The sequence below is a fragment of the Streptomyces sp. NPDC107559 genome, assembly GCF_055657365.1.
In genome coordinates, this window is record NZ_JBVKBD010000010.1 from 135,205 (window position 1) to 156,154 (window position 20,950).

Annotated in this window: 22 protein-coding genes; 14 read left to right on the plus strand and 8 right to left on the minus strand. The window is 72.7% G+C overall.

Going from position 1 to position 20,950, the window contains the following annotated elements; all coding sequences use genetic code 11:
• Positions 1-180 precede the first annotated feature (180 nt).
• Both ACZ7OY_RS27605 and ACZ7OY_RS27610 read right to left on the minus strand, forming a co-directional pair.
• Positions 181-381 (minus strand): ferredoxin, encoded by a 201-nt coding sequence (locus ACZ7OY_RS27605; protein ID WP_471913855.1) that lies wholly within the window; start codon positions 379-381, stop codon positions 181-183.
• Between the two features lie 12 nt (positions 382-393).
• Positions 394-1,593: a cytochrome P450 gene (locus tag ACZ7OY_RS27610; protein ID WP_471913856.1), complete on the minus strand. Its 1,200-nt coding sequence runs from the start codon at positions 1,591-1,593 to the stop codon at positions 394-396.
• A gap of 308 nt (positions 1,594-1,901) precedes the next feature.
• Between ACZ7OY_RS27610 and ACZ7OY_RS27615 the strand changes: the two genes are divergently transcribed.
• Together ACZ7OY_RS27615 and ACZ7OY_RS27620 are read left to right on the plus strand one after the other, a co-directional pair.
• Positions 1,902-2,534, plus strand: a complete 633-nt coding sequence (locus ACZ7OY_RS27615) for a LysE family transporter (RefSeq protein WP_385534310.1) — start codon at positions 1,902-1,904, stop codon at positions 2,532-2,534.
• A gap of 104 nt (positions 2,535-2,638) precedes the next feature.
• A complete protein-coding gene (locus ACZ7OY_RS27620; protein WP_471913857.1) occupies positions 2,639-3,088 on the plus strand; it encodes a nitroreductase family deazaflavin-dependent oxidoreductase in 450 nt (149 codons plus the stop codon).
• Between the two features lie 100 nt (positions 3,089-3,188).
• Here ACZ7OY_RS27620 and ACZ7OY_RS27625 read toward each other — a convergent pair whose 3' ends face one another.
• Both ACZ7OY_RS27625 and ACZ7OY_RS27630 read right to left on the minus strand, forming a co-directional pair.
• Entirely contained in the window at positions 3,189-4,250 is a 1,062-nt protein-coding gene (locus tag ACZ7OY_RS27625) for a cation diffusion facilitator family transporter (protein WP_471913858.1), read from the minus strand.
• A gap of 143 nt (positions 4,251-4,393) precedes the next feature.
• Entirely contained in the window at positions 4,394-4,858 is a 465-nt protein-coding gene (locus ACZ7OY_RS27630) for a pyridoxamine 5'-phosphate oxidase family protein (protein ID WP_471913859.1), read from the minus strand.
• 224 nt (positions 4,859-5,082) lie between these two features.
• On the opposite strand from ACZ7OY_RS27630, the gene ACZ7OY_RS27635 reads away from it, so the two are divergent.
• From ACZ7OY_RS27635 to ACZ7OY_RS27655, 5 genes are all read left to right on the plus strand, one after another.
• Positions 5,083-6,585 (plus strand): APC family permease, encoded by a 1,503-nt coding sequence (locus ACZ7OY_RS27635; protein ID WP_471913860.1) that lies wholly within the window; start codon positions 5,083-5,085, stop codon positions 6,583-6,585.
• Between the two features lie 20 nt (positions 6,586-6,605).
• On the plus strand, positions 6,606-8,231 hold the full coding sequence (locus tag ACZ7OY_RS27640; protein WP_471913861.1) for an amidohydrolase: 1,626 nt from the start codon (positions 6,606-6,608) through the stop codon (positions 8,229-8,231).
• A 92-nt stretch (positions 8,232-8,323) separates the two neighbouring features.
• Positions 8,324-8,686 (plus strand): DUF1304 domain-containing protein, encoded by a 363-nt coding sequence (locus tag ACZ7OY_RS27645; RefSeq protein WP_471913862.1) that lies wholly within the window; start codon positions 8,324-8,326, stop codon positions 8,684-8,686.
• Positions 8,683-9,246: a TetR/AcrR family transcriptional regulator gene (locus ACZ7OY_RS27650; RefSeq protein ID WP_384724758.1), complete on the plus strand. Its 564-nt coding sequence runs from the start codon at positions 8,683-8,685 to the stop codon at positions 9,244-9,246. The genes ACZ7OY_RS27645 and ACZ7OY_RS27650 overlap by 4 nt, the downstream gene beginning before the upstream one ends.
• A 252-nt stretch (positions 9,247-9,498) precedes the next feature.
• Positions 9,499-9,876, plus strand: a complete 378-nt coding sequence (locus ACZ7OY_RS27655; protein WP_471913863.1) for an anti-sigma factor antagonist — start codon at positions 9,499-9,501, stop codon at positions 9,874-9,876.
• Here the strand turns inward: ACZ7OY_RS27655 and ACZ7OY_RS27660 are convergent.
• On the minus strand, positions 9,871-10,854 hold the full coding sequence (locus tag ACZ7OY_RS27660) for a ribose-phosphate diphosphokinase (protein WP_471913864.1): 984 nt from the start codon (positions 10,852-10,854) through the stop codon (positions 9,871-9,873). The genes ACZ7OY_RS27655 and ACZ7OY_RS27660 overlap by 6 nt on opposite strands.
• 238 nt (positions 10,855-11,092) lie before the next feature.
• On the opposite strand from ACZ7OY_RS27660, the gene ACZ7OY_RS27665 reads away from it, so the two are divergent.
• Positions 11,093-11,755 carry a DUF4230 domain-containing protein gene (locus tag ACZ7OY_RS27665; RefSeq protein ID WP_471913865.1) on the plus strand — a complete coding sequence of 221 codons (663 nt, stop codon included), beginning with the start codon at positions 11,093-11,095 and terminating at the stop codon, positions 11,753-11,755.
• A gap of 401 nt (positions 11,756-12,156) precedes the next feature.
• A complete protein-coding gene (locus ACZ7OY_RS27670; RefSeq protein ID WP_471914002.1) occupies positions 12,157-12,669 on the plus strand; it encodes a VanZ family protein in 513 nt (170 codons plus the stop codon).
• A gap of 70 nt (positions 12,670-12,739) precedes the next feature.
• Here ACZ7OY_RS27670 and ACZ7OY_RS27675 read toward each other — a convergent pair whose 3' ends face one another.
• Entirely contained in the window at positions 12,740-12,988 is a 249-nt protein-coding gene (locus tag ACZ7OY_RS27675; protein ID WP_471913866.1) for a hypothetical protein, read from the minus strand.
• 211 nt (positions 12,989-13,199) lie between these two features.
• On the opposite strand from ACZ7OY_RS27675, the gene ACZ7OY_RS27680 reads away from it, so the two are divergent.
• The 3 genes from ACZ7OY_RS27680 to ACZ7OY_RS27690 all read left to right on the plus strand — a co-directional run bounded on the left by ACZ7OY_RS27680 (position 13,200) and on the right by ACZ7OY_RS27690 (position 16,797).
• Positions 13,200-14,234: a PHP domain-containing protein gene (locus ACZ7OY_RS27680; protein WP_471913867.1), complete on the plus strand. Its 1,035-nt coding sequence runs from the start codon at positions 13,200-13,202 to the stop codon at positions 14,232-14,234.
• 405 nt (positions 14,235-14,639) lie between these two features.
• On the plus strand, positions 14,640-15,602 hold the full coding sequence (locus ACZ7OY_RS27685; RefSeq protein WP_471913868.1) for an SDR family NAD(P)-dependent oxidoreductase: 963 nt from the start codon (positions 14,640-14,642) through the stop codon (positions 15,600-15,602).
• A gap of 157 nt (positions 15,603-15,759) precedes the next feature.
• The gene (locus tag ACZ7OY_RS27690; protein WP_471913869.1) at positions 15,760-16,797 is read left to right on the plus strand and encodes an NAD-dependent epimerase/dehydratase family protein; all 1,038 of its coding nucleotides are present in this window, start codon (positions 15,760-15,762) and stop codon (positions 16,795-16,797) included.
• 39 nt (positions 16,798-16,836) lie between these two features.
• On the opposite strand, the gene ACZ7OY_RS27695 is transcribed toward ACZ7OY_RS27690, so the two are convergent.
• Positions 16,837-18,129 carry an ROK family protein gene (locus ACZ7OY_RS27695; protein WP_471913870.1) on the minus strand — a complete coding sequence of 431 codons (1,293 nt, stop codon included), beginning with the start codon at positions 18,127-18,129 and terminating at the stop codon, positions 16,837-16,839.
• A 379-nt stretch (positions 18,130-18,508) separates the two neighbouring features.
• Between ACZ7OY_RS27695 and ACZ7OY_RS27700 the strand changes: the two genes are divergently transcribed.
• The gene (locus ACZ7OY_RS27700; protein WP_351607096.1) at positions 18,509-19,003 is read left to right on the plus strand and encodes an FBP domain-containing protein; all 495 of its coding nucleotides are present in this window, start codon (positions 18,509-18,511) and stop codon (positions 19,001-19,003) included.
• Between the two features lie 20 nt (positions 19,004-19,023).
• Here the strand turns inward: ACZ7OY_RS27700 and ACZ7OY_RS27705 are convergent, their stop codons facing one another.
• Positions 19,024-19,629, minus strand: coding sequence for a TIGR03086 family metal-binding protein (locus tag ACZ7OY_RS27705; protein ID WP_471913871.1), 606 nt, complete (start codon positions 19,627-19,629; stop codon positions 19,024-19,026).
• A gap of 117 nt (positions 19,630-19,746) precedes the next feature.
• Between ACZ7OY_RS27705 and ACZ7OY_RS27710 the strand changes: the two genes are divergently transcribed.
• Positions 19,747-20,940 carry an FUSC family protein gene (locus tag ACZ7OY_RS27710; RefSeq protein WP_471913872.1) on the plus strand — a complete coding sequence of 398 codons (1,194 nt, stop codon included), beginning with the start codon at positions 19,747-19,749 and terminating at the stop codon, positions 20,938-20,940.
• Positions 20,941-20,950 lie beyond the last annotated feature (10 nt).

Below are 20,950 nucleotides of genomic sequence, written 5' to 3' on the forward strand. Positions count from 1 at the left end.
CCTCGGCACGGAGTCTGCCGTCCGGCCTCGGCACGGAGTCTGCCGTCCGGCCTCGGCACGGAGTCTGCCGTCCGGCCTCGGCACGGAGTCTGCCGTCCGGCCTCGGCACGGAGTCTGCCGTTCGGTCTCGACGCGGGGCCCGCCGTCCGGACCGGCCCGGCGGCCCGGCGGCGGGGGTGGTCAGTCGGACGGTTCCGACAGGGTGATGGCGCCGACCGGGCAGGCCTTGACCGCCACCTTGACCATCGGGTCTCCCCCGCCGTCCTCCCGGCCGGGGAGGACCATGCTGAAGCCGTCGTCGTCCTGGGTGAAGACGCCGGGGGCGGCCAACGCGCACTGGCCCGCCCCGATGCAGACGTCCTTGTCGATGTCGATATGCATGACCGGAGCCTCTTACCAGGTCACGGGGAGTTCCAGCATCCCCTGGATCGTGTCGCCGGGCTTGAAGGGGATGTCCTCGGCCGGGGCGGCCAGACGCAGTGCGGGCAGCCGCTCGAAGAGGGTGTGCAGGGCGATCTCCATCTCGGCGCGGGCCAGGTTCTGGCCGAGGCACTGGTGGATGCCGAAGCCGAAGGCGATGTGGTGGCGTGCGGAGCGGGCGAAGTCCAGGGTGTCCGGTTCGGGGTAGGCGCTCTCGTCGCGGTTGATGACCGAGGTCGAGAAGAGCACCCCCTCGCCGGCCCGGATCGTCACGCCGTCCACCTCGATGTCCTCGACGGCCTGCCGCAGCAGCCCGTCGGCGATCGACAGCATCCGCATCAGCTCCTCGACGGCGTCGGGCAGCAGCGCGGGGTCGGCCCGCAGCTCGGCCAGCCGTTCGGGGTGCCGGAGCAGGGTGAAGGTGCCGAGCGAGATCATGTTGGCGGTGGTCTCGTGGCCGGCGACGAGCAGGATGACCCCGACGGCGATCAGTTCGTCGCGCTCGATCCCGCCCTCGTCCGTCCGCTGGTGGATCAGGTCGTCGAGCACGCCGGAGCCGGGCGGCTCCTTGCGTTTGCGGTCGATCAGGTCGCCGAGATAGCCCTCCATCCGGGCGCGGGCGTCCAGCACGTCGGCGACGTCGGGGCCGCGCAGCAGCCGGCGCGACTGCTCCTGGAAGAAGTCGTGGTCGGCGTACGGGACACCGAGCAGGGCGCAGATCACCATCGACGGCACCGGCAGCGCGAAGGCGCTCACCAGGTCGGCGGGCGGTCCCTGCGCGATCATCGCGTCGAGCCGTTCGTCGACGATCCGCTGGATGTCGGGCCGCAGCGCGGCGGCGCGCCTGACCGTGAAGCTGGGCACCAGCATCCGCCGCTGGGTGCGGTGCTCGGGGTCGTCGACGCCCAGCAGGGCCGTACGGCGTTCGCGGATGGCGGCGAAGCGCGCATTGGTGATGGGGAAGCCCGGCCGGGTGCGGTCGGTCGACAGCCGCGGGTCGGCGAGCAGGGTGCGAGCGAGGCCGTGACCGGTGACGATCCAGGCCTGACGGCCGTCGTAGAGGGTGACGCGGGACAGTGGCCGGTCGGTGCGCAGGGGGTCGTAGGCCGTCGGCGGGTGGTAGGGACAGGTCCGGTCCTGGGGGAAGGCGACGGGTTCCGAGAGTTCCGTCATGGGAGACCTCACAGACGAAGGGTGCGTCGTGCCGATCTTCATTAGATGCCCCAGGCACCTATGGAGCGACTCGATGTTCGGCCAGATCGACTAATCGGGCAATCTGGCCGGAACCTACCGCTCCGCTGGGCAGGCTCGGGGCTCTGTGCCCACGGTCACCTGGTAATTCGGTTGTCACAGGGGACTCATCACCCCCATTATCCCGCCATGCCTACGATCTCCGCCCTGCCGCAGACGCCCGCCGCCGCTGCTCCGGTGCGCGTCCAGCAGCAGCCCGGCCGCTCCGGAAGGCCCGGTCCGGCCCTGTCGTGACGGCCTCGCTCGTGGCCGGCCTGGTCGCGGGATACGGCATCGCCGTACCCGTCGGCGCGGTCGGCACCTACCTCGTCTCGCTCACCGCCCGCACCTCGCTGCGCACCGGCGCCTGCGCCGCCCTCGGCGTCGCCAGCGCCGACGGGCTCTACGCCCTGCTGGCCATGGTCGGCGGCTCCGCCCTCGCCGCCGCGCTGCGGCCGGTACTGGTGCCGTTGCGCTGGGCCTCCGCGCTGGTACTGATCGCACTGGCGGTCCTGGGCACGGTCGCGGCGCTGCGCCGGTACCGCGGCCACCGGCTCGCCACCCGCCCCGACCCGCCACCCCCCAGCCCCTCCCGGGCCTATCTGGGGCTGCTCGGCATCACCCTGCTCAACCCCACCACCGTGATCTACTTCGCCGCGCTCGTGCTCGGCGCCGGCGCCGCGGCCACGGCGCGGCCGCTGGAGCAGGGCGTCTTCGTCCTGGCGGCCTTCGCCGCGTCCGCGAGCTGGCAGCTGCTGCTCGCCGGGGGCGGCGCGCTCCTCGGCCGGGCACTGACGGGCCACCGCGGCCGGCTGACCACGGCGCTGGCGTCCAGCGGGGTGATGGTGGCACTGGCAGTACGGATGCTGGTGTCACCGGGGTAGGGGTGATCTGGTGCCGTCCGGTGTGACCCCGGAAGCTTTCCGGGCGTTGCTCTGTTGAAGGACGGTGCGAGCAGACCGTGCAACGCGACGATGGGACGAATGCCATGCCGCTTGAGGGCGAGTACGAACCCAGCCCGACGCAGTGGGTACGTGATCAGGTGGAGCTGTACGAGAGCTCCGGAGGCACCAAGGGAACGACCCTGATGGACACGGGACTGCCCGTCATCCTGCTGACCACGCGGGGCGTGAAGAGCGGCAAGCTCCGCAAGACGCCGCTCATGCGCGTCGAGCACGACGGGCACTACGCGGCGGTCGCCTCGCTGGGCGGGGCGCCGAAGCACCCGGTCTGGTACCACAACGTGAAGGCCGATCCCCAGGTGGAACTCCAGGACGGCACGGTCAAGCAGGACATGACCGCCCGTGAGGTGACCGGCGAGGAGAAGGCCGAGTGGTGGCAGCGCGCCGTGGCCGCCTTCCCGCAGTACGCCGAGTACCAGGAGAAGACGTCCCGGGCGATCCCGGTGTTCGTCCTGGAACCGACCCCCGGGTACTGACCTCCGGGTACTGACCGTCCCCCTGAACGGCCCTTCCGGAATCGAAGCGGATTTCTTCGCTCCCGGAGGCATGGGACGGCGGCCCACGGGCACCCGATCCTCAGGCCCCGCCGCGCTCCCCCGTCGCGGCGGGGCTTTCCCGTGCCTCCCGGGCCCCCCGGTCGGTCACGTCGAGGAAGATCTCGCCGGCCGCCGGGCACACCCGGCCGACCGACCCCTTGATGCGCACCGCGACCTCCTCGACCTCCTCGCTGTCCAGGCCCGGCACCAGGTCGATCCGGGCGGCCACCAGGACCGAGTCCAGGCCCGTCTTCATCGTGAACAGCGCCTCCACGCTGTCGATCTCGGGCTGCGCCCGCAGCAGGGCCCGGATCCTGCCGAGCAGTTCCGGGTCGGCCGCCTCCCCGATGAGCTGGTCGCGGGCCTCGCGGCCGAGCCCGTAGGCGACGAGGACCAGCAGCACACCGATCGCCATCGAGGCGGCCGCCTCCCACACCACCTGCCCGGTGACCATGTGCAGGGCCATGCCGGCCATGGCGAGGGTCACGCCCAGCACGGCTGTGCCGTCCTCGGCGACGACCGTGCGCAGCGCCGGGTCGCGCAGTCCGGCCGAGCCGCCCTGGGCGCGCACCTGGTGAAGCGCCCGCAGCAGGGAGGCGCCCTCGGCCAGGAAGGCGACGGCGAGCACGGCCAGGCCCACCACATAGCCGCCGAACTTCTCCTCGGCACCGTTCTTGAGCGCCTCGACGCCCTGGAAGACGGAGAAGCAGCCGCCCATCACGAAGATCCCGACGGCCGCGAGGAGTGACCAGAAGTAGCGTTCCTTGCCGTAGCCGAAGGGGTGACGCCGGTCGGCCGGACGGCGGCTGCGGCGCAGTGCGGCCAACAGGAAGACCTCGTTCAGGCTGTCGGCCACGGAGTGCGCGGCCTCCGACATCAGCGCGGGCGAGCCCGCGAGGAGGCCGCCGACGAGCTTGGCGGCCGCGATGACGAGATTGGCCACGAGCGCCACGAGCACGGTGACCCGCGTCTTCCGGTCCGGCGCCCGACGGTCTGGCGCCCGACGGTCCGATGCGCTCGGGTCCGATGCGCTCAGGTCCGGAGCACTCGGGTCCGGAGCGCTCCGGGGTGTCGGTCCGTTCCGAGGTGTGGTCCCGCTCATCCTCGCCGACTGCCCCGCTGGGCACGGCTCATACCGGTTCCGGCGGAAAAGACGGCTTCGGCCCCGTGGACGGCAGCAGGCGCAGTGGCCTGCCGCCGCCGCAGGGTTTCCGGGCGCGGGGCGGATGCCCCGGCCGGGCCGGTTCAGTCGGCCACCAGCCACTCCCCGTTCCGCATCAGGTCCCGTCCGTCGAGCTCGTTCACCTCGCGCCAGGCCTGCACCCGGTCGGGGCGCACCCGGAAGTACAGGTAGGGCGTGGCGAGCAGCCGGGGGTCGAAGCCGGTCTTGCCCGCGAAGATCTCGGCGTCCTCCTCGGGCAGTTCCGCGGGCGGCACGGTGAGCACGGGGCCCTCGACGATCACCACGTCGCGGGTGAGGCCGATACCGAGCCGTGCCCGGCCCGTGGCACGCAGATTGCGGCCGGTGGGGCTGGTTTCCGGGGTGGCGAACAACAGGGTCGCGCCGTCCCAGAAGAAGGAGAGCGGGACCAGGTAGGGAGCGCCTCCCGCCTCGTCGGCCGTGGCGACCCAGGCGTCCACGTCGTGTTCGAGGCGGTGCAGGGTGTCCTGTTTGCGCTGCTTGGCGGGGCGTGCGGGTGGCGGGGTCATCGTCGAAGGCCTCCGGGCGGGACGTCGTACCTCACTGACGGGTACACGTCTTCAAGTGTGACCGTCGAGTCCCCTCCCGCACCCGGATCTCCGCCGGGCGAGCCGCCGCCGGGCCAGGGCGGCGAGCTCTTATGACAACACCGTTGACCAGGTGTGTTCCCGGCCAGTTTCATGTGCGTTCACCGGGGCCGACCAGGCCCCCCGGTGCGAGCGGAGTACTGGCCATGACCGACAAGCCCTACGGCGCCGACCCTCCCGCGCGGCCCGCGCTGCGCAAGTCCCTCGGCGTCCTCGACGGCGTCGCGATCGCCGCGTCCAGCACGGCGGCGACCACCACCATCGGCATCGGCCTCGGGGTCACGGCCGGGGTGGTGGGCCTGCATCTGCCGGCCATCATGCTGCTGGCGTTCGTGCCGATCCTGGGGATCGCGGGAGCGTACGCACGCCTGAACCGCGTCGAGCCGAACGCGGGCAACGGCTATGTGTGGGTGGGGCGTTCGCTGACGCCGTGGCTCGGCTTCATGGTCGGCTGGGTGAACATCGTGGCCACGGTGGCGTTCCTCGCGTACACGACCGCGGTCACCGGGTCGGCGATGCTCCAGCTGGCCGGGCAGGCCGGACTGCACCGGGTGGGCGGGCTGACGCTGGACCCGGGCTCCACGGCGCAGACCACCGCGGTCGGGATCGTGGCCCTGGTCGCGGTGACCCTGACCGCCGTCACCGGCATCCGTACGGCGGCCCGGCTCCAGAGCGGACTGCTCGTCTTCGAGTACGTCGTGCTGATCGGGTTCTGCGGCTACGGCATCGTCACCGGCCCGCACCCCTTCAGCCTGAGCTGGTTCGATCCCTTCGCGATCCCGTCGACGTCGGCGCTGGCCCAGGGGCTGCTGCTGTCGGTGTTCTGCTACTGGGGCTTCGACGCCGCCTTCAGCGTCAACGAGGAGGTGCGCGAACCGCGGGACGCCTCACGCGCCGGGTTCATCACCCTGGGGACGATGCTGGCGCTGTTCCTGCTCGGCTCGGTCGCCTTCCAGCGGGTGCTGTCGCAGGACGAGCTGGCCGGTCACGGCGCCGAGGGGCTGGCCTACTTCGGCGAGCGGCTGGCGGCGCAGCCACTGGCCACCCTGCCGCTGGTGGCCCTGATGTTCTCGGCGGTCGCCTCGCTCCAGGCCGGGGTGATCCCCACGGCGCGGGGGATGTTCGCGATGAGCCGGGACCGCACGCTCGGCCCGGTGTGGGGCAGGGTCAGCTCCCGGTACGGGACCCCGGCGGCCGGCACCCTGCTGATCGGCGCGCTGGCCACGGCGGTGGCGGGGCTCGCCCTGATCATCCCGCGGCTGGCCGACATGATCCTGGCGACGGTGAACGCGGTGGGCATCGTCGTCGCGCTGTCGTACGCGCTCACCGCGCTCGCCGCGGCCGTGCGCTTCCGGGGGCTGCTGCGGCAGGACTGGCGGCAGGGCGTGCGCGCGGTGGTCCTGCCGGGCCTGAGCGCGGCGGCGCTGCTGGGTCTGGGCGGCTACCTCTGCTGGTCCTTCTACACCTCCGCCGACCATCTCGAACTCAGCCCGGACAACGGCTGGTTCCTGCTGCTCGTGCCCGCGGTGATGGTGGCCTCCGGCCTGGTGGCCGCCGCCTGGGCCAAGTGGGTGCGCCGCTCGCCCTACTTCCGCACCGGCGACGGCACGGACGCCGACGCGCCGCAACTGCTCACCACCACCTCCTGACGTACGAGGAAACCGAGAACATGCACGCTGACCTGCTCTTCACCGGTGGCGCCGTCCTCACTCCCGAGGGCCGCACCGCCACCACCGTCGCCGTGACCGGCGACCGCGTCACCGCCGTCGGCGACGCCGGGGTGCGCGAACTCGCCGGGCCCCGTACGGAGGTGGTCGACCTGGCCGGCGGGCTGCTGCTGCCCGGCTTCCAGGACGCGCACGTCCACCCGGTGCCGGCCGGACTCGAACTCACCCAGTGCGACCTCACCGGGACCCGGACCGCCGACGACACCCTGGCCGCCGTACGGGCGTACGCGCTGGCGCATCCGGAGCGGGAGTGGATCCTCGGCGGCGGCTGGTCGATGGAGGCGTTCGAGGGCGGTACGCCCACGAAGGAACTCCTCGACGCGGTCGTCCCGGACCGGCCGGTGTACCTGCCCAACCGCGACCACCACGGCGCCTGGGTCAACAGCCGCGCCCTCGCACTGGCCGGCATCACCCGGGACACCCCCGACCCGGCCGACGGGCGGATCGAGCGCGACGCCTCCGGCGAACCGAGCGGCACGCTCCAGGAAGGCGCGATGGAGCTGGTCGGGCGGCTCGCCCCGGCGTCCACGCAGGCCGACCGGCTGGCCGCGCTGCTGCACGCCCAGCGCGCGCTGCACGCCCTGGGCGTCACCGCCTGGCAGGACGCGCTCGTCGGGGGGTACCTCGGTCTGGACGACCCGTCCGAGGCGTACCGGACGGCGGCCCGGGACGGCTCGCTGACCGCGCGGGTGGTCGGCGCTCTGTGGTGGGACCGCGAGCGCGGCGCCGAGCAGATTCCCGAACTCGTCGAGCGGCGGGCCGAGTTGAGTCATGGCCGGTTCCGGGCGGGCAGCGTGAAGCTGATGCTGGACGGGGTCGCCGAGAGCGGCACCGCCGCGCTGCTGGACCCGTATCTGGACCGGTGCGGCTGCGCCACGGCCAACCGGGGCACCAGCTTCGTCGACGCCGCCCGTCTGCCCGCATACGTGACGGAACTGGACGCGCTGGGCTTCCAGTGCCACTTCCACGCGCTCGGCGACCGGGCCGTGCGCGACGCCCTGGACGCGGTCGAGGCGGCCCGCGCGGCGAACGGGCCGAGCGACACCCGGCCGCATCTGGCACACCTCCAGGTCGTGCACCCCGACGACGTGCCGCGCTTCGCCCGGCTGGGCGCGAGCGCCAACATCCAGCCGTTGTGGGCGGCGCACGAGCCGCAGATGGACGAGCTGACGATCCCCTTCCTCGGGCCCGAACGGGCCGCGTGGCAGTACCCGTTCGGCTCGCTGCTGCACTCCGGCGCCACGCTCGCGGCGGGCAGCGACTGGCCGGTCAGCAGCCCGGACCCGCTCCAGGGCATCCACGTGGCGGTCAACCGGGTCCAGCCCGGCGGCACCGGCCCGGTCTTCCTGCCGGGCGAGCGCATCGGTCTGGACCGGGCGCTGACGGCGTACACCGCCGGATCGGCGTATGTGAACCACCTCGACGACACCGGACAGGTGTCCCCGGGCGCGCTCGCGGACCTGGTGGTGCTGGACCGCGACCCGTTCGCGGGACCGCCGGAGGCGATCGCCGAGGCGCGCGTACGGCGGACGTACGTGGGCGGCGAACTGGTGCACACGGCCGACTAGGGCGGTCACGGCACGAACCCCGGAATTGACTTCTTGAACAGGTGTCCAGGTACAGTGGACACCTGTCCAAGAGAGGGAATGAGGGGGTAGGCATGGAAGCCGTCGCGAAGGTACTGGTCGGCCTGGTGGCCGTGCTGCACGGGTACATCCTGGTGCTGGAGATGTTCCTGTGGCAGAAGAAGCCCGGCCGGGCACTGCACGGCTTCACGCCGGAGCTGGCGCGGGCCACCGCCCCGCTCGCCGCCAACCAGGGGCTCTACAACGGCTTTCTCGCCGCCGGCCTGGTGTGGGGTCTGCTCGCCGACGACCCGACCGGCCGGCAGGCCCAGATCTTCTTCCTGTGCTGTGTGGTGGTCGCGGGCGGGTACGGCGCCGTGACGGCGAACCGCCGCATCCTGTTCGCCCAGGCGCTGCCCGGCGCGCTCGCCCTGACCGCCGTACTGGCCGCCCGGTGAACCGCACCGCCCCCGAGGACCCACGGGCCGCGCGCACCCGGGCCCGGCTGCGGGCGGCCCTGCTCGCCGAGTGCGCCGAACGGCCGCTCGCGGAGGTCGGGGTGGCCGCGCTGGTCCGCCGGGCCGGGGTCGGCCGGGCCACCTTCTACGTGCACTACGCCGACCTGGAGGCGCTCGCCGTCGACGCCTGCGCGGACGTCGTACGCGAGGCCGTGGAGGCGCTGCACGCCTGGCGCGGGAAGCCCGACCCGGTGCACGCGCCGCCCGCGCTCGCCGCGTTCTTCGACTCGCTCACCCCGCACGCCGCCCTCTACCGCGCCCTGTTGGGCCCCGGCGGCACGGGCCCGCTCGGCCGGGTGCTCCACCGCGACCTGCGGGCCTACAGCCTGCGCGAGCGCGCCCTCGCGGGGGCGGCCGACGCGCCGCTGGTCGCCTCGGCCGTCGCCGCCACGTTCACCGGGGTACTGGGCGACTGGCTGCACGGGCTGCTGGAGGCATCCGCCGCCGAGATCTCCGACCAGGTCTGGCAGTTGCTGGTGGCCCTGCACACGAGCCGCTGACCGTCCGCCGGCCGGCCCGGCACCCGGGCACACCCGCCCGAGCTGCCGCGCTGCCGCCCCGCACGGCCCCGGAGCCGTGCACCGCCCCGACTCGGCTCGCCCCCCTTGGCTCAGATCTTGAAAAAAGTCGGCCGCAATTCGAAGACATATGTCAATCGAACATGCTCAAATTCACTCATCCAAGGGTAACTTGCGGAACAGGGAAGCGAGTTGGGGTCCCTGTCCCCGGAGCGGGTTGGAGGCGATGTCGTCGTGCGGGAACCGGCGCCATTCACCCGGCAGCTGCGCGTCCACCAGGACCGGGGTCACACCGTCCTGGAGTTCCACGGCGAGATCGACATCGCCGCGGCCGCCGAGATCGTCCCGCACCTGGACCAGGCCACCTCCGGCCCCGAACCACAGGTCGTGATCGACCTCGCCGAGATCGAGTTCTTCGACTGCTCCGGCCTGCGCCTGCTCTACCGGGCCCGGCACCGGGTCCTCGACCGGGGCGGGCAGCTGCACCTGGTGTGCACCCACCCGCTGACGCTGCGCGTCCTGCGGCTCACCGGCCTGTCCCGGCTGCTGCCGCCCCGGCCCACCCTGGACGAGGCACTGGGCCGGCCCGAGACCACCTCCGGCACCTTATGACCCCGCCCCGCCGCCCCGTTCCGCCGGCCCGGTGCACGGCGCGTCGAACAGGGCGCTGACGGACTCACCGTTGTGGATACGGCGCACGGCCTCCGCGAGCGCCGGGGCGATGGAGAGGATCCGCAGCTTGTCGGTGTACTCCTCGGCCGGCACCGGAACGGTGTTGGTGCACACGATCTCCAGCACGTCGGGCTGCTCGCTGAGCCGCTTGAGCGCCCCCGCCGCGAACAGCCCGTGCGTACACGCCACCCGAATGCTGCGCGGCCCCAACTCCCTTAGTCTGTCCAACAGTTCCAGCACCGTACTGCCCTTGGCGATCTCGTCGTCGAGCACGATGACGTCCCGCCCGGTGACATCGCCGATCACCGTGCTGATGCTCACCCGATCGTCCGCGTAGCGCTGCTTGGCCCCTGCGGCCACCCGGGCGCCGATCAGCCGGGCGAAGGCCGCGGCCTCCTTGGCGTTGCCCAGGTCGGGCGAGACGACGGTGGTGCTCGTCAGGTCGTACCGGCGGAAGTGCGCGGCCAGTTCGCGGTGGGCGTGCAGATGGTCGACCGGGACCGAGAAGAAGCCGTGCACCTGGGGCGCGTGCAGGGCCATGGTGAGAACCCGGCGGGCGCCCGCCGCCACCATCAGGTCCGCGACCAGACGCCCGCCCATGGAGATACGGGGCGCGTCCTTCTTGTCCGAACGGGCGTAGGAATAGTGCGGCATGACGACCGTGATCCGGCCGGCCGAGGCCCCACGGGCCGCGTCGCACATCAGGAGCAGTTCGACCAGGTGCTCCTGGACCGGCCGGACCAGCGGCTGGACGAGGAAGACGTCCCGCTCCCGGCAGTTGGCCTGAAGCTGGACCTCCAGGCAGTCGTTCGCGAACCTGCTCACCCGGGTGGGCCTGAGCGGCACGCCGAGATGGGCACAGAGCTCCGAGGCCAGCTCGGGGTGGGCGCTGCCGCTGAAGACGGCGATGTCTCGCACGATCCGCTCCTCGCCTGACCAGGTCGCCCCGGTCACCTGGGGTCGATGCACGTGGGGCCGGTCGTTCCGGGCCTGATCCCCATGGTCCACGAGCGGCGACCCGGCCGCGAGCCGACGACACGCCGTCCCGGGCCGGGATGGCCGCCGGCCGGTCCACCGGGCCGAATTGATCAGCCAACCGGGCGGTCTGGCAACGGAATTGGCGGGCATCCGGCTAGGAGGAAGGAGGACCGTCGACATGACCTCTTCGATCAGGCGCATCCCCCGGCGCATGCCCGGCTGGGCGAAGGTGCTCACCGCCCTCGCGCTGGTGCTCGTCCTGCTGTTCGCCGGCATCCGGCTGGCCGTACTGCCGGGGCTGCGGGACCTGTTCGGCACCGAGACCCAGGACCGCTCGGGTCCCGCACTCCTCAAGTCCATTCAGGACATGAGCCGTTACGACGCGGCCTCCGGCAACTTCCAGGTCGTCGTGGACCTGGAGAAGGACGCCAAGTACCTGCCCGACGTCCTGCACGGCAGCCGCACCCTGTACGTCGGGGCGGGCACCGTGGACGCGTACGTCGACCTCGGCACGCTGGGCAGGAACGACGTGACGGTCGACGACGGCCGTACGTCCGCCACCATCCGGCTGCCGCACGCCCGGCTCGGCAAGCCGGCCCTCGACCCCGACCGTTCCTACGCCGTCTCCAAGCAGCGCGGTCTCCTCGACCGGCTCGGCGACCTCTTCTCGGACAACCCGAACAGCGAACAGGCCGTTCAGAAACTGGCGGTCCGGCACATCGGCGACGCCGCCAAGGACAGCGGGCTGACGGCGCGGGCCGAGACCAACACCACGGACATGCTCCAAGGGCTGCTGAGCTCCCTCGGCTTCAAGGAGGTGCACATCACGTACGAAAACTGACCGACCATTCGCACCACCGCGCCACCGGACGCCCCGGGCATCCGGCCGGGCCCGGCATCGACCCTGCGATGGCGGGTAACCCCCCTACAACGTCGGGAAGTTGAAGCATGGAGGAACTTATGGCCCGCGCAGCCTCCAGGCCGCGTACCGCCTCACGATCACGCACCACCGGAAGCGATCCGGCAGCCGCCGGACCCGAGCCGTCCGGGTGGGCCCGCAGGCTGCCCGGCTTCCGCTCCAGGGCGGCGAAGGCCGGGACGAAACCGAAGGCCGGGACGACGAAAGCGAAAACCGGGACGAGGAAGGCGAAGGCGGGGGCGAAGGCTGGGGCGAAAGTGAAGACCACCGCGAAGCCGAAGACCACCGCGAAGCCGAAGTTCGCCGCCAGGGCGAGGGCGGCCGTGAAGGCGAAGGGCGGGTCCACGGCGCGGCCGGCCCGTGACGAGCGCCGTCCGCTGCCCTTCCCGCTGCGTGTTCTGGCGATGCTGTGCGCCTTCGTGTTCATGGTGGCGTTCGCCGTCGTACTGGCCAAACTCACCCTCGAACCATCGCCCGCCTCGGTGGCGCTCACGCACACCAACCTCCATCCGGGCCGCTCCCTCAAGGCCTACCTGGACCAGCCCGCACTGCGTGACGCGGTCAAGCAGATCGGCGGGAACGTGCTGCTCGGGGTGCCGTTCGGGGTCCTGGTGCCGGTCGTGGCGCCGCAGGCCCGCGGATTGCTGCGGGTGCTGCTGCTGACCGCGACCGTGATGCTCCTGGTGGAGTTCGCACAGGGCGCCCTGATCACCGGACGGGCCTTCGACATCGACGACGTCATCCTCAACACCGCGGGGGCGCTGGTGGGTTACCTGCTCCTGGGCCGGCGGCTGAGCCGGGCGGTACACGCCCGCAGGCGGTCACGGTCGCAGTAGCGGATGTCCGAGACGGATGTCCGACGGCTCGGCCGGGCGGCCGCCGCCCGGCCGTCCCGGCCGGCAGCGCTCAGGTCCGGCCCCAGTGCAGCGTCCAGGTGAACTTGTCCCCGCCGACCCAGCGGACCACGTCCGGATCGTCCAGGTCGTGGACGACGATGCCGGACGCGGCAGCGGCCGCGAGGACGTCGGTGACGGTCTTCGCCTCACCGACCACCTCGCCGTCGATCTCCACGATGCGAAACGGCGGGTCGCCCGGCTGCACGCCGAGCACCATGATCCGCGGACTGCCGATGTGAGGGGACGCGACTTCGGTCATGTCTTCGAGCCTAAATCGCAACCGGCGGTCACGGGTGGCGCGCGTCACCCGTCGGGCCCATCGGGTTCACCGCCCCGGTGGTCCACCGGGTTCGCCGCCCCGGGGGCCCACCGGGTTCGCCGCCCCGGGGTCCATCGGGTTCACCGCCCGGGAGGGTCGGCCGTGGTGCGGCTCGGCTCCGGCTGGGCAACCCTGGATCCAGGAGGTGGCGATGGAGCCCGTACAGGCCCTGGAGCGGATCGCCTTCCTGCTGGAACGGTCCGCGGCACCGACGTACCGCGTCCGTGCCTTCCGCACCGCGGCGCGTGTGCTGCGGCAGCTGCCCGAGGCGGAGCTGCGCGAGCGGGCGGCGGCCGGGACGCTGGCGGGACTGAAGGGGGTGGGACCGAAGACCGCCCGGGTGGCGGCCGAGGCACTGGACGGGCAGGTGCCCGGGTATCTGGCGAACCTGGAGGACACCGGGGCCGCGGGCCCGCTCGCCGACGGCGGTGAGCGGCTGCTGGCCCTGCTGCGCGGGGACTGCCATCTGCACTCCGACTGGTCGGACGGCGGCAGCCCGATCGAGGAGATGGGCCGGACGGCGGCCGCGCTCGGGCACGAGTGGGCGGCGCTCACCGACCACTCCCCCAGGCTGACGGTGGCCCGCGGACTGTCGGCCGAGCGGCTGCGCGAGCAGCTCGCGGTGGTCGCGGAGCTCAACGAGACCTGGGCCCCGTTCCGGCTGCTGACCGGCATCGAGTGCGACATCCTCGACGACGGCAGCCTCGACCAGGAGCCGGAACTGCTGGAGCGGCTCGACGTCGTCGTGGTGTCCGTCCACTCCAAGCTGCGCATGGACGCCCGGTCGATGACCCGCCGCATGGTGGCCGCCGTACGCGATCCGCACGCCGACGTCCTGGGGCACTGCACGGGACGCCTGGTGGCCGGACGGACCCGGCCGGAGTCGGAGTTCGACGCGGACGAGGTGTTCGCCGCGTGTGCCGAGTCCGGTACGGCCGTGGAGATCAACAGCCGTCCGGAACGGCTCGACCCGCCCGAACCGCTGCTGCGCCGGGCCGTGGCGGCGGGCGTGCTGTTCTCCGTCGACACCGACGCCCACGCGCCGGGCCAGCTGGACTGGCAGGCGCTCGGCTGCGCGCGGGCCGAGAAGTGCGGGGTGCCCGCGGAACGCGTGGTGACCACCTGGTCCGCGGACGAACTGCTGGCCTGGACCCGGGACGGCCGGGTCCCCGCGTCGGTCTCCTAGGGCCCGCCCTTCAGGTTCCCCGGACCCGCCCTTCAGGTTCCCGAGGCCCACTCGTCAGGGTGACGCGGATCACCACGAGCGGCGGCCGGACGGGGAACAGCGGAAGGTGATTGCCCGTTGAACCAACCGTGGGCGCGGAGGGGACAGTGTCCCCGGGCCTCACCCTTTGCCCCCAGGGACGATCGTTCGGCTGAAGCCCTGGGGAGCCCTCGCCGCGAGGCGACCGCCCTCCGCTCCCACCCTGAGCCGCCCCGACCGTGATTCCCCCGTCCGGTCGGGGCGTTGTGCTGTCCGGCCGGCCTCTCCGCCGCCGGCCTCGCCGCCGCCGATCTCGCCGCCGGCCGATCTCGCAGTCGGCCGATCTCGCTTGACTTCGAGAGCACTCGAATTCGTAGCGTTCAAGACATGACCACCGCACAGCACAAGATCGGCTCGGGCTTCGGCGCCGAGAGCACCGCCGACGACGTCCTCCAGGGCATCGACCTCACCGGCCGGCTCGCCGTCGTCACCGGCGGCTACTCGGGCCTCGGGCTGGAGACCACCCGGGCCCTCACGAAGGCGGGCGCCCACGTGGTCGTCCCGGCCCGTCGCTCGGACACCGCCCGCGAGGCGCTCGCCGGGATCGACGGCGTGGAACTCGACGAACTGGACCTCGGCGACCTGGAGAGCGTGCGCGGCTTCGCCGAACGGTTCCTCGCCTCCGGCCGGACCGTGGACCTCGTCATCGACAACGCCGGGATCATGGCCTGCCCGGAGACCCGGGTCGGGCCCGGCTGGGAGGCCCAGTTCGCCACCAACCACCTGGGACACTTCGCCCTGGTCAACCGTCTGTGGCCGGCGATCGCGGCGGGCGGCGCACGCGTCGTCTCCGTCTCCTCGCGGGCCCACCACTTCTCCGGCATGCGCTGGGACGACGTCCACTGGCGCCACGGCTACGACAAGTGGGAGGCGTACGGACAGGCCAAGACGGCGAACGCGCTGTTCGCCCTGGAGCTGGACCGGCTGGGCCGGGACGCGGGCGTACGGGCCTTCTCGCTGCACCCCGGCGGCATCATCACCCCGCTCCAGCGGCACCTCCCCAAGGAGGAGATGATCGAGCGCGGCTGGATCGACGCCGAGGGGAACCTGCTGAACCCGAAGGGCTTCAAGACCCCCGAGCAGGGTGCGGCGACCCAGGTGTGGGCCGCGACCTCGCCCCGGCTGGAGGGCCTGGGCGGCCTGTACCTGGAGGACTGCGACGTCGCCGAGCCCGCCGTGGAGGGCGGCGAGCCCAACGGTGTGAAGGACTGGGCGACCGACCCCGCGCAGGCCACGCGACTGTGGACGCTGTCGGCCGAGCTCACGGGGGTCGACGCCTTCTCCGGCTGAGCCCTCCTCCGCCGACCGCCGTCACAGGTGCGGGTCCGCGCGGACCGGGTACTCGGCTTCCCACCCAAAGGGAGGAGCCAAAGTACTCGGCGGCTTCCCACCCACAGGGAGGAGCCGGGGTACTCGGCGGCTTCCCACCCACAGGGAGGAGACCGAGGTGAGCAGCGAACCGGGACGGAGGGTGGTCGTCACGGGCGCCACCGGTCATGTCGGCACGAGCTTGGTGCGGCTGCTGTCCGAGGATCCGGAGGTGGGCGCGGTGCTGGGCCTGGCCCGCCGGCTCCCCGACTGGTCACCGCCGAAGACGGACTGGGCCGCGGTCGACCTGTCGACCGAGCGGCCCCATCCGGTGAAGGAGTTCGAGGGCGCGGCCGCCGTGGTCCACCTGGCCTGGACGCTGCGGCCGACGCACGATCCCGCGGTGACCTGGCGCACCAATGTGCTGGGCAGCATCCGGGTCTTCCAGGCGGTGGCCGCGGCGGGGGTGCCGACGCTGGTGCACGGGTCGTCCGTGGGGGCCTACTCTCCGGGGCCGAAGGGACACACGGCGGACGAGTCGTGGCCGACGCACGGCTGGCCCGGCGCCGCGTACTGCCGGGAGAAGGCCTACCTGGAGCGGGTGCTGGACACGTTCGAGCGGGAGCATCCCGAGATCCGGGTGGTACGGATGCGGCCCGCCTTCCTCGTCCGGCGCGAGCCGGCCCGCGCGCCGCGCCGCACCCACGGCGGGCGGCTGCGGCCCGGTGCTCCGCAGCCCCGGCCCGACCTGCTGCCGTTCCTGCCGGAGGTCCGGGGACTGCGGGTGCAGGTGCTGCACCCGGACGACGCGGCCGAGGCGTACCGGCTGGCGGTGCACCGCCAGGTCCACGGCGCCTACAACCTGGCGGCCGCCCCCCCGGTGGACTCGGAACTGCTGAGCGCGATGTTCGGCGCCCGTCCGGTACGGCTCCCGCGCACCGCGGCCCGCACCGCGGTCGCCGCCGCCTGGGGCCTGCGGCTGCTGCCCGCCTCGCCCCAGCTCTTCGACGCGGTCCTGCGGCTGCCCCTGATGGACTGCACACGGGCGCACACCGAGCTGGGCTGGTACCCGCGGCACACGGCGACGGAGGTGCTGGAGGAGTTCCTGCTGGGCCTGCGCCGCGACGAGGAGACGGAGGCCGAGCCCGAGTCCTCGTGGTGGCGCACGGCGGGATGAGAGTGCGAGGCCCCACGCCGATAGGGGCTCCGCGGTCGGTCAGTGCGGGGCGCGCTCCTGGAGGGCCGTGCGCCAGGCCGGGGCCGGTCCCTCCGGCTCGGGTTCCGGGCGGCGGCCGCCGCGGGAGAAGAAGTCGGCGAGCGGCAGGATCGCCGCGCCGACGGTGACCGCGTCGGGCCCGAGCCTGCCGAGTTCCACGGTGACCTTCTCGGCGGGATGCCGCAGGGCGTACGCGGTGGCGTGCCGGCGGACGGAGGGCAGGAAGCGGGCGCCGAGCTGGAGACCGGCCCAGCCGCCGATGAGGATGCGTTCGGGCTGGAAGAGGTTGATCAGGTCGGACAGGCCCGCGCCCAGGTACTCGGCGGTCTCCTCCAGGACGGCGAGGGCGACGGGGTCGGCGGTGCCGTCGCCGTCGACGGGGTAGGCGGCGGCCAGCATCGCGGTCAGCGCCGTCTCCTCGTCGGCGCCCCGCGGCGGCTGTCCGCCCGCCTCGCTCCACCGCTGGAGCAGCGACTCGGCGCCCGCGTACGCCTCCAGGCAGCCGAGCGCGCCGCAGCGGCAGCGGCGCCCCCTGACCCGTACGGTCAGATGGCCCCATTCCACGGCCCGGCCGTGTTCCACGTCGGCGGTGACGAGGCAGGCTCCGACGCCCGAGCCGAAGAGGACGACGACCGCGTTGTGGGCCCCGCGTCCGCCGCCGAACCACATCTCGGCCTGGCCGAGGGTCTTGGCGCCGTTGTCGATGAAGTACGGCACGCTGTCGGGGAGCTCGGTCCCGGCGCGCAGCAGCGCCTCCAGCGGGACCGCGGACCAGCCGATGGTCTGCCCGTGCACGACGGCCCCGCGGTCGGCGGTGTACTCGACGATGCCGGGCACGCCGATGCCGACGCCGAGCAGCCGCTCGGGCGGGATGCCGGCGGTGGCGAGCACCTCGGCGATGCCGTCGCGGATGTGCCCGACGATCACCTCGACCTCGTACCGCTGGTGTTCCAGGGGGCGTTCCGCACGGGCGAGCTCGGTGAGGGTCAGGTCGAACAGCTCGATGCGTACCCGGGTCTCGCCGACGTCGACGCCGATCATGTGGCCGCTGCCGGGCGCGACGCGCAGCAGGGTGCGCGGGCGGCCGCCGTCGGAGTCGACGCTGCCGGCCTCCTCCAGCAGGCCGTCCGCGACCAGGTCGGAGACGACGTTGCTGACCGAACCGGAGCTCAGGCCGGTGACCGGGCCCAGCTCGAAGCGGCTCAACGGGCCGTCGAAGTAAAGCCGTTGCAGCACGACCGTGCGGTTGGCCCGCCTCAGGTCGCGCACCGTGCGCCCGTTCCGCCCCGCCATGTGGTTCCTCCCGAACCCTGCCCGGAACCCGTCGGAACGGGTCCGGCACCCTGCCCGACCTGCAACATACCGCCGCAGGCTCGCCGGGCGCACTTCTTATGACCCTTAATTCACGTAACGAGCTAAGCGACGGCCACCCACCTTCCCCCGGAAATCCGTTGGCGTGCCCCCTGGGGCACTGCTTACCCTTGGCAGAAACCTAGTACCCCTAGGTTTGCGGGCGTCCGGAGTGCGGGCACCACCGGACGCCTCGCCGTATCCACTGCCCTCGATACCCACCGTCCCCGTCGTACCCACCGTCCACACCGTCCCCGTCGTACCCACCGTCCCCGTCGTACCCACCGTCCCCGTCGTACCCGCGTGCCAGGAGGCCACCCCCATGAGATCGCTCACCGAGCCGGAGATCCGCGAGTCCTTCGTCAACTGTTCGAAGGGCGAGGCCAAGCGGTTGTCCGTGCCCCGGGATCTCGACCGGCGCCCCTGGGCCGACCTCGACTTCCTGGGCTGGCGGGATCCGGGCGCGCCCGACCGCAGTTACCTGGTCACCGAGCGGTCGGGGCGGCTCGTCGGGGTGACGCTGCGCTTCCCGTCCTCGCAGCGCGGCATCCTGCACCGCAGCATGTGCTCGCTCTGCCTGACGACCCACCGCGGTGGCGGCGTCTCGCTGATGACCGCGCGCAAGGCGGGAGCCGCGGGCCGCGAGGGGAACTCGGTCGGCCTGTACATGTGCACCGACCTCGCGTGCTCCCTCTACGTACGCGGCAAGAAGGCACTCGACTCCGGTTCCCGTTTCGAGGAGAGCCTGACGGAGGAGGAGCAGATCGCCCGTACGACGGGCAATCTGTCCGCGTTCCTCGACAAGCTGGACGTCTGAGCCCTTCGCCGCCGGTCCGCTCACCCGGCCGGCGGCGCCCAGCGCGGGTCGCGGCCCAGGAAGGCCAGCAGCGCCTCGGCCGCCGTGTGGTCCTCATGGCTCGCGCGGGCGGGCGCGAACACCTGGTAGGCGTCGCGCAGGTGGTCCACGAGTCGGTCCGCCGCCGGCCGGATGCCCTCGGCGAGGCCATCCGGAAATGGCCGGTTCCGGCCGGTCGCGACCGCGATGTCCCACGCGTGCACGGCCGCGTCCATCGCGGCCGCCGCCACGGCCACGGCCGGCGGCAGCGGGCCCAGCGGCGTCGGCACCTGCTCCACGTCACCGGGCAGCCCCGCGTACGCGTCGGCGACCGCGACCAGCACCTTGTCGAGTTCCGCCACCGGGTCCCCGGCGAGCGAGTCGTCCGGCCGGAAGGGGTCGCCGTCGGGCCGGCCGCCGGTCAGGACGCAGCCGTAGGCCTGCTGGTCGATGCGCGCGTGGTTGAGGACCTGCCGTACCGACCACGCGGAACACGGGGTCGGCGCGGCCCAGGCCCCCTCCGGCACCGCGGCGACCACCTCCCGCAGGTAGTCGTACGACCGGGTGAGGACCTCGATGCCCTGGAACTCCGTCTGTGACTCCGTCATGCCCTTGCCCCTCCTGTGGCTTCCGGCTGGTGGGAACAAATCTAGGCGCCCTTGCGGACAACCACGGTCCTCGACCGGGACGTTCGAGCGGTCCGGGGACGGGGAACAGGCCAAGAGATGCACGTTGCACAGGAGTGGAAAGAGTCCCTCGGACGGCTGGTCAGGCGCCACCGGGACCCCGTCGTCGTCCAGGCGCTGCGGTCGACCGCCGCGGCGACGATCGCCTACGTCATCGCCCTGCACCTCAGTCCGGAACCCGCGCCCCTGACGGCCCCGCTGACCGCGCTGCTGGTCGTCCAGGTCACCCTGTACTCCACCCTCACCACCGGGATCCGCCGGGTGAACTCCGTGGTGGCCGGGGTCCTGGTCGCCGTCGCCTTCAGTCTTCTGGTGGGACTGACCTGGTGGAGCCTCGCGCTGGTCATCGTGGCGTCACTGGCCGTCGGACATCTGGTGCGGGTCGACGAGTTCGTGCCCGAGGTGGCGATCAGCGCCATGCTGGTGCTCGGTGTCACCGCGGTCGGCAACGTGGCGTGGGCACGGGTCCTGGAGACGCTGATCGGCGCGGTGGTCGGGCTCGGCTGCAACCTGCTGCTCGCTCCACCAGTGTGGGTGGACGAGGCGGGCGAGTCGATCGTGGAACTGGCGCGCCGGGTGCGCCAGCTGATGCTGCGGGTCGGCCAGGAGGCCGCCGGACACACGCCCGTGGAGCATGCGACGGCCCGGCTGCACGAGGCACGCCGGCTCGACCACGACATCGCCCAGGTGGACGCCGACCTGCGGCAGGCCGAGGACAGTCTGCGGCTCAATCCGCGGGTGCAGGAGGGCCTGCTGCACCGCATCGTGCTGCGCACCGGGCTGGACACCCTGGAGATCTGCACGGTCGTGCTGCGGGTGATCACCCGTACGCTGACCGACCTCGCCAAGGAGCGCGAGTCCGAGCCGCTGTTCCCGCCCGGGACAGGGGACGTCGTGGAACAGCTGCTGTCCGAGGTCGCCGACGCCGTGGTCAGTTTCGCGGTCCTGGTCACCAGCCATGTGAGCGCCAACGCCGAGTCGGCCGAGGACCGGCTCGCCGCCGGGCTGCGGCAGGCGGCGACCACCCGGGACAAGCTGTCCCGGCTGCTGCTGGAGGAGATCCAGCGCGATGCCCGGCAGTGGCAGCTGTTCGGTGCGGTGCTGACCGAGACGACCCGCATCATCGACGAGCTCGACACCGAGCACCGCTCGCGCCGCCTGATGGAGGAACTGGACCGCTGCGCACACCGCCAGCACGCGCGGCTGTCCTGGGTGGCCCGGCTGCGCGCATAGGCCGTCGCAG

Excerpts from the sequence above, each read along its gene's own strand:
- ACZ7OY_RS27605 (WP_471913855.1), bottom strand. The coding sequence starts at position 381 with ATGCATATCGACATCGACAAGGACGTCTGCATCGGGGCGGGCCAGTGC.
- ACZ7OY_RS27610 (WP_471913856.1), bottom strand. The coding sequence starts at position 1,593 with ATGACGGAACTCTCGGAACCCGTCGCCTTCCCCCAGGACCGGACCTGT.
- ACZ7OY_RS27620 (WP_471913857.1), top strand. The coding sequence starts at position 2,639 with ATGCCGCTTGAGGGCGAGTACGAACCCAGCCCGACGCAGTGGGTACGT.
- ACZ7OY_RS27625 (WP_471913858.1), bottom strand. The coding sequence starts at position 4,250 with ATGAGCGGGACCACACCTCGGAACGGACCGACACCCCGGAGCGCTCCG.
- ACZ7OY_RS27630 (WP_471913859.1), bottom strand. The coding sequence starts at position 4,858 with ATGACCCCGCCACCCGCACGCCCCGCCAAGCAGCGCAAACAGGACACC.
- ACZ7OY_RS27635 (WP_471913860.1), top strand. The coding sequence starts at position 5,083 with ATGACCGACAAGCCCTACGGCGCCGACCCTCCCGCGCGGCCCGCGCTG.
- ACZ7OY_RS27640 (WP_471913861.1), top strand. The coding sequence starts at position 6,606 with ATGCACGCTGACCTGCTCTTCACCGGTGGCGCCGTCCTCACTCCCGAG.
- ACZ7OY_RS27645 (WP_471913862.1), top strand. The coding sequence starts at position 8,324 with ATGGAAGCCGTCGCGAAGGTACTGGTCGGCCTGGTGGCCGTGCTGCAC.
- ACZ7OY_RS27665 (WP_471913865.1), top strand. The coding sequence starts at position 11,093 with ATGACCTCTTCGATCAGGCGCATCCCCCGGCGCATGCCCGGCTGGGCG.
- ACZ7OY_RS27675 (WP_471913866.1), bottom strand. The coding sequence starts at position 12,988 with ATGACCGAAGTCGCGTCCCCTCACATCGGCAGTCCGCGGATCATGGTG.
- ACZ7OY_RS27680 (WP_471913867.1), top strand. The coding sequence starts at position 13,200 with ATGGAGCCCGTACAGGCCCTGGAGCGGATCGCCTTCCTGCTGGAACGG.
- ACZ7OY_RS27685 (WP_471913868.1), top strand. The coding sequence starts at position 14,640 with ATGACCACCGCACAGCACAAGATCGGCTCGGGCTTCGGCGCCGAGAGC.
- ACZ7OY_RS27695 (WP_471913870.1), bottom strand. The coding sequence starts at position 18,129 with ATGGCGGGGCGGAACGGGCGCACGGTGCGCGACCTGAGGCGGGCCAAC.
- ACZ7OY_RS27700 (WP_351607096.1), top strand. The coding sequence starts at position 18,509 with ATGAGATCGCTCACCGAGCCGGAGATCCGCGAGTCCTTCGTCAACTGT.
- ACZ7OY_RS27705 (WP_471913871.1), bottom strand. The coding sequence starts at position 19,629 with ATGACGGAGTCACAGACGGAGTTCCAGGGCATCGAGGTCCTCACCCGG.
- ACZ7OY_RS27710 (WP_471913872.1), top strand. The coding sequence starts at position 19,747 with ATGCACGTTGCACAGGAGTGGAAAGAGTCCCTCGGACGGCTGGTCAGG.